Origin of the sequence: uncultured Methylovirgula sp. (genome assembly GCF_947646745.1) — a bacterium.
Taxonomy (GTDB): Bacteria; Pseudomonadota; Alphaproteobacteria; order Rhizobiales; family Beijerinckiaceae; genus Methylovirgula.
The window spans coordinates 39,571-51,423 of the sequence record NZ_CANSHK010000011.1; the positions used below are offsets into that span (position 1 = coordinate 39,571).

Consider the following 11,853-nt stretch of genomic DNA (forward strand, 5'->3'; position numbering starts at 1 on the left):
TAACCTGCTGAAATCGCTGGTGCCGGTTGCAGGAGTCGAACCCGCGACCTACTGATTACAAATCAGTTGCTCTACCAACTGAGCTAAACCGGCCTTGCGTCGCGATGCACACGTCAGGAGCTAGCAGCGTGCGGCCGCGCTGGCAATGGTGGCGGCAGCCGAAAGCCTTAAGCAAGGTTTTACCTATTTGCGAAAAATTGCAGGGGTGTAGCAATACTGCCGCTGCCTTGCGGGCTTGGCCGCATCCTTGCCGTAATGGCGGCCTAAAGCGAGCCCGAAGCTGCCGGTTGGATAGGCTGCCAGGAGGGGTCTCGCGTATCGCGACGGAATCCGTCTCTGGATCAACCGGGGATAGGTTTGGGATCGATGTCGTCGATGCGGCGCGCATACGGAGGGGACACATGTCGGGTCAGGTGAAGTCTGCATTGAAGTCGGGCGTCGCGCTTGCGCTGGCTGCGGGCCTTGTGGCTGCGGCGACGCTCCCGGCACAGGCCGATGGCGGCGCTTTTGCGGCCGGCCTTATTGGCGGCACCGCTCTTGGCCTTATCGCCGGCAGCGCCGCCGCTTCCGCGGCTGCCCCGCCGCCTCCGCCGCCCCCGCCGGGTTATTATGCGCCGGCTTATTATCCGCCGCCGCCGCGCTGCTGGTATGAGCCGCAGCAGGTTTGGGACGGCTATGAATATATCGTCCGGCGCGTCCGCGTCTGCCAATAATCCTCTGAACTGTCCGCTCCGATCCACGGGTGCGGCACAGCCGCTGGACCTGGGCATTTTGGCACGTTAACGTCCTTGTGCTGTTCATGGTTTTTTAACCATGGCCGGCTGCGAGGGAGCGTGCCATGCGCGTCGGGATTTTGCTCGCCGGTCTTGCTGGATTTTGCCTGAGCGTTCAGGCGCAGGCGGGTTCCGGATTCGTCGCCATGCCAGCGCCGCACGGCTTCGTCGGCGCGCGAATGGCGCATGCACCGCGTGCCCCGGTTTTCGGCCGCGGCCGCCGGCATTTCTTGAACGGCGCCGTTGCTCTGGACACGCTGCAGACCGGCGCTTTCCAGACCGGTCCCGACGAATCGGATGCGCCGCCATTGCCGCCGCCCTATCCGCCGCCGGGCTATTTTTACCCTGCTTATTATGCCCCGCCGCGGCGCCCGTGCGTCCGGCCTTTACTGATTCATGTCACGGCGGAAAAGCCGGCCGGACGCCTGCCGCGCGTCATCTATGGGACCAGCCCCGCCGACTGTCCGGAATAGATTTATAATTCCGCTAGTTGAATGACTTTATTCCAGTAACGCATCAGGGTTCGCCGGAATGCAGGCGGCTGCGAACCAGGCTGAGAGAAACGGCGCAAGCATTTGAGACATTGAGGCTTTTGATCGCGCCCGGCATGTCGAGCCGGGCCAGCAGGTCGCATTTTTCGCGGGTGAGGCGCCGCAGGCCCTTATCTTCGGCGCCGAGCACGAGCGCGAGGGGCGACGTCAAAGGGGCCGTTTCGAGTGCGGCCGGAGCCGCCGAATCGAGCCCGACGCGCCAATAGCCGAGTTCGCCCAATTCTTCGAGCGCCCGGGCGAGATTGACGACAGGGACGATGCCGACATGCTCCAGCCCGCCGGAGGCCGCCTTCGCCAAGGTCCCGGTCAATTCCGGCGCATGCCGTTCGGTCGTCACCAGCGCATCGACGGCAAAGGCGGCGGCGGTGCGGATGATCGCGCCGACATTGTGCGGGTCGGTGATCTGGTCGAGCACGAGGACGAGGCCGCTTTTTGATTCGATCGTATCGAGGTTGAGGGCAGGGAGAGGCTCCGCCTCGAGCAGCACGCCTTGATGGACCGATTCGGCGCCAAGACGGCGATCGAGATCGTGCGGCTCGACGATCTTCGCGACGATCCCGGCCGCGGCACAGTCGGCTTCGAGGCGCGCCGCCGCCGCCGGCGTCGCATAGAGGCTCAACGGCCGGCGCCGTTTCGCCGTCAAGGCTTCGCGCACGGCATGAAAGCCGTAGAGCACCGCCACCTGCGCCGAGGCGCGCCGGAACGGCGGCGCCGGCCGCACGGTCTCCCTGCCGCCCTGCGGTTTCGGGGTATGCGGATGGGCGTGGCGCTTTTCGGTGCCGCGATACTGGCCGGCGTGCGGAGGAGGCTTTTTGTGCAAGGATTTGTCCCGGTGGGCGCGGTGGTGAGGGGTTGACGAAGCGCCGCCGACTTTCCATAAGCGCGCGATCAACCGCTCGCGCAAGCCATTGCTTGTCCGCGGCTTGAAAGCGGGGGAGTGTCCCGAGCGGCAAAGGGGGCGGACTGTAAATCCGCTGGCTATGCCTTCGTAGGTTCGAGTCCTACCTCCCCCACCACTTTGATTTTCTTCGTATTTGTGATTTCGGCACGGGCGCAGCGGCGCGTTGTCAGCGGCGTTGCCTCTGGCTTCCGACAAAAAGCCCATCCGGCGTCCGCGGAGCGGGGCGCTGCGAAATTTTGGCTGCCGTCCGACCCGCACGGCTGTTATGAGCGTTATCGTCCGAGCCTCATTTGCGGAGCCTTTCATGTCTTCTGTTGAATCCGGAGAATGGCAACCGATGGCGACGGCGCCGAAGGACGGACGGCGGATCATCGTCGTCACGCGCGCGACAGAGCAGGGCGCCTCCGATGTCGACGTGGTGCGCTGGGCAAAGCCGAAGTCGTTCGGCGAATTCTGCTGGGTGGCGACGGATTCGGATCAGGACTGCGTCATCATGTACGACGATTGGGAGGTCGCGAACTGGATGCCGCTGCCCTCCTGGAGCCCGCCATACAAGACACCGGGACTAGCCGCGCGGCTGCCTGACCCGCCCGAGGCCGAGGGCTCCGGCATCTGAGCCACGCGAAGGCAATAAAGAGGCCTCGCAAGCCGATTCAGCCGTTTGGGCGGCTTATTGCTCGTTCAATCCCTCCGCGGCGCGCGGGCCGCAGGCCGGCCAAAAGGCGAGCGCGGCGGTATAGCTCATCTTGCCCGGCACGCCATAGAACGACGGATAGCCGCCGCGCGCTCTGATCCATCGGTCGAGGTCGCGTCCCAGTGGGATGGGATCGCCGTAATTCGTCCGGTGATAGGCGAACTCGGCCCGCGGCGTGATGCAGACATAGGGCCGCACCTCGCTCGCCAGCGTCATGCAGGAGGAGCCGCAGAAGCCATTGATGACGATCTGCACTTGCGCGGCGCGGGCCGCATGCGCCGCCTGTTCGAACCAGGCGACATGGCCGCCGCGGTTATATTCGACCACGCAAGGATCCTGGCAGGGGCCGAATACGCGCGCCAACAGCACCATGGCGACCGAAAGCTTGCTCATCTCCCCTCCTTCCGCCGAAGCGCGGCAAGCGTCTCTGGAGCGCCGGCAGCCTCACGCCTGACGCTGCGAAAACGCTGCCGAGACGATCCCGGGAAGGTACACGATTCGTTTGGGCCGCCATCGCGGTCTTGAGCCATAGAGCCGGCGTGGGCGCCACCGCTGCAGGCGAGACCGAGGGCTCGGCGCTCTGCGCGGGTCGAACGGGCGTTCGCGGACGCCGCCCTGTGTCATGGGCCGTGGGGACCTACACATAAAACGGCTCCTTCGCTGCGCATGCAAAGGAGCCGCCGTTAGCGACCAAGCTTCCCCAAAAGCCAACCGCCCGGCGACGTTACGGCGGCAGGCATGCACACAAAAGAACAATCAAAAGCCTTCCGTGTTTTTATCGAAAGGGTGTTGCATTTCGGCTTATTGTTGCGGCTTGTTTCCGCCGTGTGATCGATGGGTGCGATCGATGAACAAGACTCTTTCGGAAGAGATTTCGCGATCGGAATTGGCGCCACATCCCGAGGAGATGAAGAGCACGGTCGAATTGCGGATCGGCCGCGTCTTCTCGCTCCAGGCGACGGCGCGAACCACGCCGGCTGGGATTGTCAGCGTTGGAATCGCTCTGTCTTTGGCGGTTTTGGCTTTCAGCGCCTTGGCGCGCGCGAGACGCATGCGCAACGCCTGATCTTTACGCCGCCGTGTCGATCGCGGCCGGAGCTACTTAGAACTTAAAGAATTTTTCGCGCAGGGCGTCTTCGTAGTCCTGCTTGATCTCGATGACCTTGTTGCGGGCGTCATCTTCCTTGAAATGCGCGCCTTCCCATTTGTCTAGGTCTTCGATCGACTGCGGAGCAATCGAGACGAGCGCTTCTTCTTCCCTGATGGCCGCGATCCAGGCTTCGACGGCGGCTTTGTAAGCGGTCTGGAGTTGATCGAGTTCGGCAACGACATCGGACATGAGGCACCTCCGCTGACCCTGCTTAGGTTGCGACCGTGAAGCTTGCGTGACGGGCGGGTTTTATCCGGACGGACCTATTGCTTTGCCGGTTTCGGTGCGCGGACGAAGCAGATTTTCGCAGCGCGGGGAAGTTTTTTGTTGGATTCCATCTGAAAAACCGTGAACCCCGGCGGGCAATCGCTGGCCTTCGGCCGGATGAGGATGGTCGTCCGGATCGTCGTATCCTTTGCGTCCGCGGACTGGGCCGCGGCCGGCGTCCCGGCCAGCGCGGCGCCAAGAAGTGCGATGCACAAATGGCCAAAAGCAAAAGGTCTGTGGCGCATGGTCCTCCTGAGCCGCCGTGGGGTTTTCCGGCGCGGTTGCAATGGCTTTGCTGCCATAGCATATAGTCCGCCGCGCGCGGGTGTAGCTCAATGGTAGAGCAGCAGCCTTCCAAGCTGAATACGAGGGTTCGATTCCCTTCACCCGCTCCAGCTCATTTCACCAAAAAAACGATATTTTTGACCTCACGTTTCGGTTATTGGCGTGGGCATTGCCCATTGACGCGCTTCACCGGAGATTCTGAATGACATTGTCCCGCAAGCTTCGCGCAGCCCTGGCGACGCTGATTTTCATGATTGCTGCCGGCAGCGCCGTGCAAGCTCGCGCCGATAGCGGATGGGTGCGCCTGTCAATCGTCAAGGGCGGCTGGTTTATCGGTGCCAACGGTGGCGGCGGCACTCTTTTCTTTCATGGGCGGCGGTACCCGCTTTCGGTCGGCGGCGTCGATGCGGGCCTCGTCTTCGGTCTGTCTCATACGACGCTGCAGGGGCGGGTCCTGCACATCTATCGCCCCTCCGATATCGCCGGCGTCTACGGGGCGGCGGGTGCCGGCGCCACGGTTGGCGTCGGGGCGCGGATCATTCAGCTCGCCAATGATAAGGGCGCCGTTTTGCAGCTCGAAGGTTTGCAAGTCGGCCTGATGGCCAATCTCGACTTGAGCGGGCTCGTGATTGGGCTGAGATGAGCCTCGCTCGGCAAAGGGCAAGTGACGCTCAGCGATCCCAGTCGCGCCCCGGAGCCGCCGGCGTCTATGTCAGCGGTGACGCGCACGCACCAAATCGAGTTCAGTCATTCACCGCTCATCTTGCGTTCGTAGAATTAGCCTCTCGACGTGTCTAACGACAGGAGCATTCGATGCATAACGCACAAATCGGCTGGATCGGCGCCATTATCATCGGGGGTTTCGCGGGCTGGTTCGCCGAAATGTTTATGGGGTCCGGCACCGGCATCATCACCAATATCATTCTCGGCATCGTCGGCGCTGCGGTGGCCAGTTGGTTGCTCGGACTGTTCGGTGTCGCGCTGGGGGGCTGGCTCGGCTATCTCATCGCAGGATTTATCGGCGCCTGTATCCTGATCGCGCTTTGGCGGCTTGTCCGGCGAAGCGCCTGAGCCGCCGCTCTCGCGCGTGTAGAAACCGGTCCGCTAAGGCGCCGGTTTCCATGCGGCGGCGCGGTCGCGCGCCTGTTTGATCTGCGCTGCGGTCAATTTATCCGCCATGATGTCGCGATTGCTTCGAGCGGTCGCGCGGTTGTCGGCCGGGCCATGGTTGGCGGCAAGGTCGAACCATTTATAGGCCTCGACGGAGTCCTGCTTGACGCCCAGGCCGTTGGCGTAAAGCAAGCCGAGGTTGCTTTGCGCGAAGGCGTCGCCGCGCGCCGCCGCCTTGGCGTACCATTTCGCCGCTTCGCTGAAATCCTGTTTGACGCCCTCGCCTTTGGCATAGAGCAGCGCAAGGCCGGTCTCGGCAAAGAGATCGCCTTGATCCGCAGCCTTGCGATACCAATCGGCAGCCGCGGCATAATCCTGTTTCACACCTTGGCCCTTGGCATAGAACAGGCCTAGCAGGCTCTGGGCGAAGACGTTCCCGTGCGCCGCGGCTTTGCGATACCAGTCTGCCGCTTGCGCATAGTCCTGCTTGACGCCGCGGCCCTTCTCATAAAGCTGGCCGAGCGCCACCTGCGCCGTGACGAGGCCGCGATCGGCGGCCTCGCGATAATAGGCGGCGGCGGCAACGAAATCCTGTTTGACGCCTTGGCCCTTAGCGTAGAGCAGGGCGAGGTTGAGCGCGGCCGCTGCATCGCCCTTGTCGGCCGCTTTGCGATACCATTCGGCGGCTTGCGCATCGTCCCGCGTCACGCCCAGGCCGCGCTGATAAAGCAGGCCGAGGCTCGAGGCGGCGAAGGTGTCGCCTTGCGCCGCGGCTTTGCGATACCAATCCGCAGCCGCGGCATAATCCTGTTTGACGCCCTCGCCCTTCGCCAGCAGCAGGCCGAGGTTGGCCTCTGCCACCACATCGCCCTGCTCAGCGGCCTTGCGATACCAGGCGACCGCCTGCGTGAAATCCCGCGGCACCCCGCGGCCTTGCGCATAAAGCGCGCCGAGCTTGCTTTGCGCGCCGGCATTGCCCTTGTCGGCGGCCTTACGATACCAGGCCGCGGCCTGCGCCAAATCCTCGGCAACGCCGGCCCCCGTCTCATAAGCACGCGCGAGGGCAAGCATCGCGAAAAGATCGCCCTGATCGGCGGCTTTGCGATACCAGCCTGCCGCCTGCGCCAAATCCTTCGGCACGCCGAGGCCGGCGGCATAAAGATGGCCGAGATTGCTTTCGGCGACGGTATCGCCGCGCTCTGCCGCCTTGCGGAAGAGCCCGGCCGCCTGCGCATAATCCTGGGTCAGTCCAGGGCCGCCTTGTGCGAGCAGAATGGCGAGATTGACTTGCGCGGCGAGGTCGCCCTTATCGGCGGCCTTGCGAGCGAGATCGGCCGCCTTGGCAAGATCTCTCGGCACGCCGCGGCCTTCGGCATAAAGCTGCGCGAGATGGCTCTCGGCGGCACGCTCGCCTTGCGCCGCCGCCTTCTCGAACCAGCCTGCCGCCTGCGCATCGTCTTTCGCGACGCCGCGGCCCTGAAGTGTGAGGAGCCCGAGACGCACTTGCGCGGCGGCATCGCCGCCCGCGGCAGCCTTGCGATACCAATTGGCAGCTTCGGCTTCATCCGGCGCGACGCCGCGGCCCTCGGCGTAGATGTCGCCGAGCAGACTTTGCGCGTAAAGACTGCCTTGCGCCGCGGCCTTCCGATAGAGCGCCAGCGCGCCAGCTTCATCTTTCGTAACACCGGTGCCGGCCGCGAGCAGATCGGCGAGGCGGGTTTCGGCCGTCACGTCGCCTTGTGCCGCCGCTTTGCGGAAGAGCGCCGCGGCTGCCGCATAATCCTGTTTGACGCCGCGGCCCTGGCTCAACAGAGAGGCGAGCATCGATTGCGCATAAACATTGCCCTTGTCGGCCGCCTTGCGCAGCCAGACGGCGGCCTCTTGATCGCTCTTTGCCACGCCCGTCCCGCTCAGATAGAGCGAGGCGAGATTGACTGCCGCCGCGACATCGCCTTTCTCGGCCGCCGCGCGGTACCATTTCGCTGCTTCGGCATAATCCTGCTTGACGCCCTGGCCCTTGGCATAGAGCAGGCCGAGGCTGCCGGCGGCGAAGGCAACGCCCTGGTCGGCGGCCTTGCGATACCACTCGGCCGCTTCGGCATAATCCCGGCCCATGCCGCGGCCTTCGGCATAGAAAAGTCCGAGATTGACTTGCGCGAAGGAATTGCCCTTGTCCGCCGCCTTGCGATACCAGGCCGCGGCTTGCGCATCGTCCTGCGGCACGCCCTGGCCTTTGGCATAGAGGAGACCCAAGGTCATCTCGGCATAGGCATCGCCGCGCTCCGCCAGCGGCTTCAGAAATTTGAGCGCCTCGGCATAATCGCCACGGCTATAGGCGGCGGCGCCGTCCTGCAACGCATCGGCAGAGGCGGGCAGAGACGCGAAAAGACAAAGCGCGGCCAAACCGGACCTGAAACCGGCGATCGCGAGAGCCGACGCGGGAGCGGAACCGTGCGCTTTGAACATTTGCGAAGCCTTGGTGAAGCCGTTGGCGAATGGGTGACGGTCGGCTGGTTCGAGCGATGTCTTATAAGTTTGCGGAAACGATTTCATCAATCGAACGCGCGTGAGGCACGATGAAATAATGCACCGTCTGAGCTTTGCCAAGATTCGCCAAGCAAATCGGGAGGCGCGCCTTTCGCGGATCGTGTCTCAACAGCGATCGTGCAGTCATCGCCGTCGCGCCTTTGTCATTGCGTCTTGCGGCATGCGGACAACCAGCGGTGCGGGTGCGGTCGCGCACGCCGGGTGATCGAAGACCGGGCCGCGTGGTTACATTTTCCTGGCAAAGTGCTATCCGGAGAAAGGCGGATCTTCAGACAGTTCGGAACCAAATTTCCCGGTTATCTGAGATCGCTGCGAGGGCGAGAACCGTCCACTGACGGTTCGGTTTCGCTTGCTCCATTCGTCTGGGGAGATCCATGAAAATCACATTGCTGGCAGCGGCCGCTGCGATTGTACTCGGCTTGGCAGGAACTTCTGACGTGTTGGCGGCGCCGGCCGCCGGCGCGGCGATCAGCGGCGCATCCAACTTCAGCGCGCCGATCAGCAAGGCGCATTGGTGCCGCGTCCATCGTTGGTGCGAACACGGACGCTGCTGGGTTCATCGGCGCTGCTGGTAAGCCAGAGCGAGCTGCAATTTGCGATCCGGGAGGGCGCGCTCGGCGCGTCCTCTCCTTTGACCCTTCCAGATTTGATCCTTCCAGATTTTCCAAGCGTAGGAGCGGGGGCATGATCGTCGCGACGACCAACGATATTGCAGGCTATCGGATTGTCCGCCATCTCGGTCTCGTGCGCGGCATTACCGTGCGTTCGCGCAGCGTCGTCGGCAATTTCGTCGGCGGCTTGCAATCGCTCTTCGGTGGCCAGATCAGCGCGTTCGTCCATCTTGCCGAGACGGCGCGGCAGGAGGCCTTCGACCATATGTGCGAACATGCGAGCCAGGGCGGCGCCAATGCCGTCGTCGGCATGCGCTATGACGCCAATGAGATCACCGATGGCATCACCGAGGTCTTGGCTTACGGCACAGCCGTCTGGGTCGAGCCGGTCTAGCTCGTCCCTTTCAGCGCTTGCCAGCTCTTTTCTGCCCGCGACAAATAGCTATGCGGCGCGTTCAAGAAATAGACGAGCGACGTGGCGCTGGTGAAGCAATAGAGCTTGTGCGTGTCCGGGTCGGTCCAGTTGATCGAACAATCGGCCGGAATCAGCTTGCCGGCCACGAGGCCGATCGGATCGTGATCGTCGAAACCGCCCTTCATTTTCACCGGCGGCACGACCCATTTCCAAATGCCGGTGCCGGACTTTCGTGCCTTGGCGATGCGCGGGTCTTGCACCGTATCGACCATGTCGTCGTTACGCGCCTGCAAGGTTTGAGCGTCGGACGCCGCGCCGGCGCTTTGCGCCATGGCGCCGCCCAGCGCAGCCAGAATCGCGACGGCGCCCAGCAAAGACGTCAGGGCGAACGCCACGGTCTTTTCTGCCATCAGAGCCTCCGGTCGATCGAGCTGAATGCAATTATAGGCCGGCAGTCCGCTTTGGGAAGACGGTGGCGCCCACGCGCATCGGCCGCTTGCTTTAACGGGCCGCCTGCGGCTAATACGGGGGCGCTAGGAGTGTAGCTCAATTGGTAGAGCACCGGTCTCCAAAACCGGGGGTTGGGGGTTCGAGCCCCTCCTCTCCTGCCACCGGATAATTAGCAATATCAATAAGTTACTTCGCGTTGAACACAGCCTGTCCAAGAAGTTGGAACTCGACGTTCCCACGTCGTTCCTATCGAGCATTTCCATGGCGCCGCCGGCGAGTCGGTTTTGGTCCGCCGCGCGAGTGTAGGCCGGTTGCCTGCTTTGAGTCCGTCCAACCAAAGATTGCCATAAGCTGACGGTCAGTCGCGCCGCGTTCTGCCGCCAGAGTCGCTGCCGCCTTACGCAGACCATGGGCGGAGCAATGTTTCAGGCCGGCTTCATTGCAGCGGTCCGGGAACCAACTGCTGGCAGCGGGCTAGTTCCTCCATGAAAAGCCTCTCAGCGTCTGGCAAATTGCCGCTAGTCCAGACTTCTGGAGTTCGTTTGCTAGATATTGCATAGGCTCTCGCATACGGCCCACCGGGACCGGGTAGTGTCACTTCGGTCAACACGACGCCATTGCTTGCGCGAATGATTCTCTTTCGTGACGGCATAGCAACATCCTTCCAAGATTGATTCGCCCCCGAAGACCAATCCCCCCAAAACTACCTTCCCCAGACAAGTCTAATTTCCGCGTTTTCCCCGCAGCGCGCGGGGTTGACTGGCTGGACATGTTCGCGATACGTTCTCCGGGCGTGACAGGGAGGCCCGACCGCATGTCCGACCTTAGCCCTCTATTATTTCCACCAAAGAAGCCATGGCTGTCAGTCCGGCTTATCGACCTTTTGTCATGGGCGCTTCCGCTGACTGCAGCAGCGTTGGCGATAGGGGGAGGTATTGAAGCCGCACGAGGAGCCAACCTCTGCGCGGCTCAGCTTAGCATCGCCGGAGGCGGGGCGAGTGCCTTTGGCATTATCTTCGCCAACTGGGCATCGCTCATTCGGGATCAACGTTTGGAGGAGGCAAAGGGCCTTGGCCAACTTGGTGTTGACATGGCGGACTTGGCGCAGCGGTTAAATCCATTCGATTAGACAACCATGTCTCGCCCCTGTGGATCTCGCCGTCATGATCTACCACGCGACCCGCCGCCATCCTACGGCTGCTCTGAGCCATGCGCGACAAGCTGGCGGAGGTCAAAGAGCAGGTGACAATTCAAGGTCCGATATATCGCGCTCTCGACGCCATAGCTGTGAAGATTGACGACCTTGCCGAATGGCTGACCGGCGAGCGCAGCTATTTTACGCGGGGCAATATCAGCCACATCGCGCACGATGAGGAGCGCGAACACTGGCGGCGCTGGGACACGATAGAGAAGGGCGAAGAGCCTTGGCCGAAAGATGGGCGCCCTTGAGAGGTAGAAAACCAAAACGGAAAGAGCCGCGTCACTATGAGTCCGTGGAATGTACCTTCGATGAGCGCACGTACATCGCGAGATTCTACGTAGAGGACGGATGGGTTTACGTATCGTCCGAATTTGGTACCAACAAAGCTGCCATAGGCAAGCTCGTACCCAGCAGTCTTGCGCGTCTACTTGTTGGCGAATTGTATCAAAAGAATAAATGACGCTCTCATAGCGCGTTCCTTCGCGAGATAACGCGTACGAAGAGCCGTGGCCGAAATGAATGTTGGGCTCAAATCTGATTGAGGGCTGAGGCCACGAAGTAGGTGGCTGCTCCAAAGACAATTAGTAACGATGCTACAGTCGTTGGTCCGCCTCTCAGCCAGTGGGTGGCCAGCATAAAGACGACCATTTCTAGAATAGCGAATGCTAAGAACAGAACGGCGTTTCTGATTGCATGGCGCGGCGGTTTGGTAGCGATTATCCAATACAGCATTATCACGGCGAACCATGTAGAGAGAAACGCAACGGTTATGAGAATGGTGCTCATCATCCCTCCATCCCGCCTCCATCGCGCAATGTGACTGGGAAGGAGAGGGGCGAAGACCAGGACTTACTTATTTGTGCAAGGCCGATGCAAGGACTGTTAGCGCCGCGAAGCC

The 11,853-nt window shown here is 62.2% G+C and carries 15 protein-coding genes and 4 tRNA genes; 11 read left to right on the top strand and 8 right to left on the bottom strand.

Translation table 11 applies throughout. From position 1 onward, the window contains the following. Positions 1–17: 17 nt before the first annotated feature. Positions 18–93: transfer RNA gene (locus Q0025_RS04865), tRNA-Thr, on the bottom strand. 308 nt (positions 94–401) lie between these two features. Between Q0025_RS04865 and Q0025_RS04870 the strand changes: the two genes are divergently transcribed. Both Q0025_RS04870 and Q0025_RS04875 read left to right on the top strand, forming a co-directional pair. Continuing rightward, complete coding sequence (locus tag Q0025_RS04870) at positions 402–713, top strand: hypothetical protein (protein WP_297296578.1); 312 nt, start codon at positions 402–404, stop codon at positions 711–713. Between the two features lie 125 nt (positions 714–838). Further along, entirely contained in the window at positions 839–1,246 is a 408-nt protein-coding gene (locus Q0025_RS04875; protein ID WP_297296580.1) for a hypothetical protein, read from the top strand. A 43-nt stretch (positions 1,247–1,289) separates the two neighbouring features. Here the strand turns inward: Q0025_RS04875 and rlmB are convergent, their stop codons facing one another. Then, the gene (gene rlmB, locus Q0025_RS04880) at positions 1,290–2,045 is read right to left on the bottom strand and encodes a 23S rRNA (guanosine(2251)-2'-O)-methyltransferase RlmB (protein ID WP_297296653.1); all 756 of its coding nucleotides are present in this window, start codon (positions 2,043–2,045) and stop codon (positions 1,290–1,292) included. A gap of 210 nt (positions 2,046–2,255) precedes the next feature. On the opposite strand from rlmB, the gene Q0025_RS04885 reads away from it, so the two are divergent. Together Q0025_RS04885 and Q0025_RS04890 are read left to right on the top strand one after the other, a co-directional pair. Next, positions 2,256–2,340: transfer RNA gene (locus tag Q0025_RS04885), tRNA-Tyr, on the top strand. Positions 2,341–2,529: 189 nt separating this feature from the next. Continuing rightward, positions 2,530–2,841 carry a hypothetical protein gene (locus Q0025_RS04890; RefSeq protein ID WP_297296582.1) on the top strand — a complete coding sequence of 104 codons (312 nt, stop codon included), beginning with the start codon at positions 2,530–2,532 and terminating at the stop codon, positions 2,839–2,841. 54 nt (positions 2,842–2,895) lie between these two features. Here the strand turns inward: Q0025_RS04890 and Q0025_RS04895 are convergent, their stop codons facing one another. Next, positions 2,896–3,312, bottom strand: a complete 417-nt coding sequence (locus Q0025_RS04895) for a hypothetical protein (RefSeq protein WP_297296584.1) — start codon at positions 3,310–3,312, stop codon at positions 2,896–2,898. Between the two features lie 454 nt (positions 3,313–3,766). Between Q0025_RS04895 and Q0025_RS04900 the strand changes: the two genes are divergently transcribed. Beyond that, on the top strand, positions 3,767–3,985 hold the full coding sequence (locus Q0025_RS04900) for an MYXO-CTERM sorting domain-containing protein (RefSeq protein ID WP_297296586.1): 219 nt from the start codon (positions 3,767–3,769) through the stop codon (positions 3,983–3,985). A gap of 36 nt (positions 3,986–4,021) precedes the next feature. On the opposite strand, the gene Q0025_RS04905 is transcribed toward Q0025_RS04900, so the two are convergent. Beyond that, positions 4,022–4,258, bottom strand: coding sequence for a hypothetical protein (locus Q0025_RS04905; RefSeq protein ID WP_297296588.1), 237 nt, complete (start codon positions 4,256–4,258; stop codon positions 4,022–4,024). A 399-nt stretch (positions 4,259–4,657) separates the two neighbouring features. On the opposite strand from Q0025_RS04905, the gene Q0025_RS04910 reads away from it, so the two are divergent. The 3 genes from Q0025_RS04910 (at position 4,658) to Q0025_RS04920 (ending at position 5,692) form a co-directional block, all read left to right on the top strand. After that, positions 4,658–4,731, top strand: a tRNA-Gly gene (locus Q0025_RS04910). A 92-nt stretch (positions 4,732–4,823) separates the two neighbouring features. Continuing rightward, positions 4,824–5,264: a hypothetical protein gene (locus tag Q0025_RS04915; protein ID WP_297296590.1), complete on the top strand. Its 441-nt coding sequence runs from the start codon at positions 4,824–4,826 to the stop codon at positions 5,262–5,264. Between the two features lie 170 nt (positions 5,265–5,434). Continuing rightward, on the top strand, positions 5,435–5,692 hold the full coding sequence (locus Q0025_RS04920) for a GlsB/YeaQ/YmgE family stress response membrane protein (protein WP_297296592.1): 258 nt from the start codon (positions 5,435–5,437) through the stop codon (positions 5,690–5,692). Positions 5,693–5,725: 33 nt separating this feature from the next. Here the strand turns inward: Q0025_RS04920 and Q0025_RS04925 are convergent, their stop codons facing one another. Further along, positions 5,726–8,284, bottom strand: coding sequence for an SEL1-like repeat protein (locus tag Q0025_RS04925; protein WP_297296594.1), 2,559 nt, complete (start codon positions 8,282–8,284; stop codon positions 5,726–5,728). A gap of 262 nt (positions 8,285–8,546) precedes the next feature. Continuing rightward, entirely contained in the window at positions 8,547–8,783 is a 237-nt protein-coding gene (locus Q0025_RS04930; protein WP_297296596.1) for a hypothetical protein, read from the bottom strand. A gap of 179 nt (positions 8,784–8,962) precedes the next feature. On the opposite strand from Q0025_RS04930, the gene Q0025_RS04935 reads away from it, so the two are divergent. Beyond that, on the top strand, positions 8,963–9,283 hold the full coding sequence (locus Q0025_RS04935; protein WP_297296598.1) for a heavy metal-binding domain-containing protein: 321 nt from the start codon (positions 8,963–8,965) through the stop codon (positions 9,281–9,283). Here the strand turns inward: Q0025_RS04935 and Q0025_RS04940 are convergent. Then, positions 9,280–9,714, bottom strand: coding sequence for a hypothetical protein (locus Q0025_RS04940; RefSeq protein WP_297296600.1), 435 nt, complete (start codon positions 9,712–9,714; stop codon positions 9,280–9,282). The genes Q0025_RS04935 and Q0025_RS04940 overlap by 4 nt on opposite strands. A 125-nt stretch (positions 9,715–9,839) precedes the next feature. Here Q0025_RS04940 and Q0025_RS04945 point away from each other — a divergent pair. After that, positions 9,840–9,915, top strand: a tRNA-Trp gene (locus Q0025_RS04945). 1,048 nt (positions 9,916–10,963) lie between these two features. Next, complete coding sequence (locus tag Q0025_RS04950; RefSeq protein WP_297296602.1) at positions 10,964–11,203, top strand: hypothetical protein; 240 nt, start codon at positions 10,964–10,966, stop codon at positions 11,201–11,203. Between the two features lie 280 nt (positions 11,204–11,483). Here Q0025_RS04950 and Q0025_RS04955 read toward each other — a convergent pair whose 3' ends face one another. Continuing rightward, entirely contained in the window at positions 11,484–11,741 is a 258-nt protein-coding gene (locus Q0025_RS04955) for a hypothetical protein (protein WP_297296604.1), read from the bottom strand. Between the last annotated feature and the right edge of the window lie 112 nt (positions 11,742–11,853).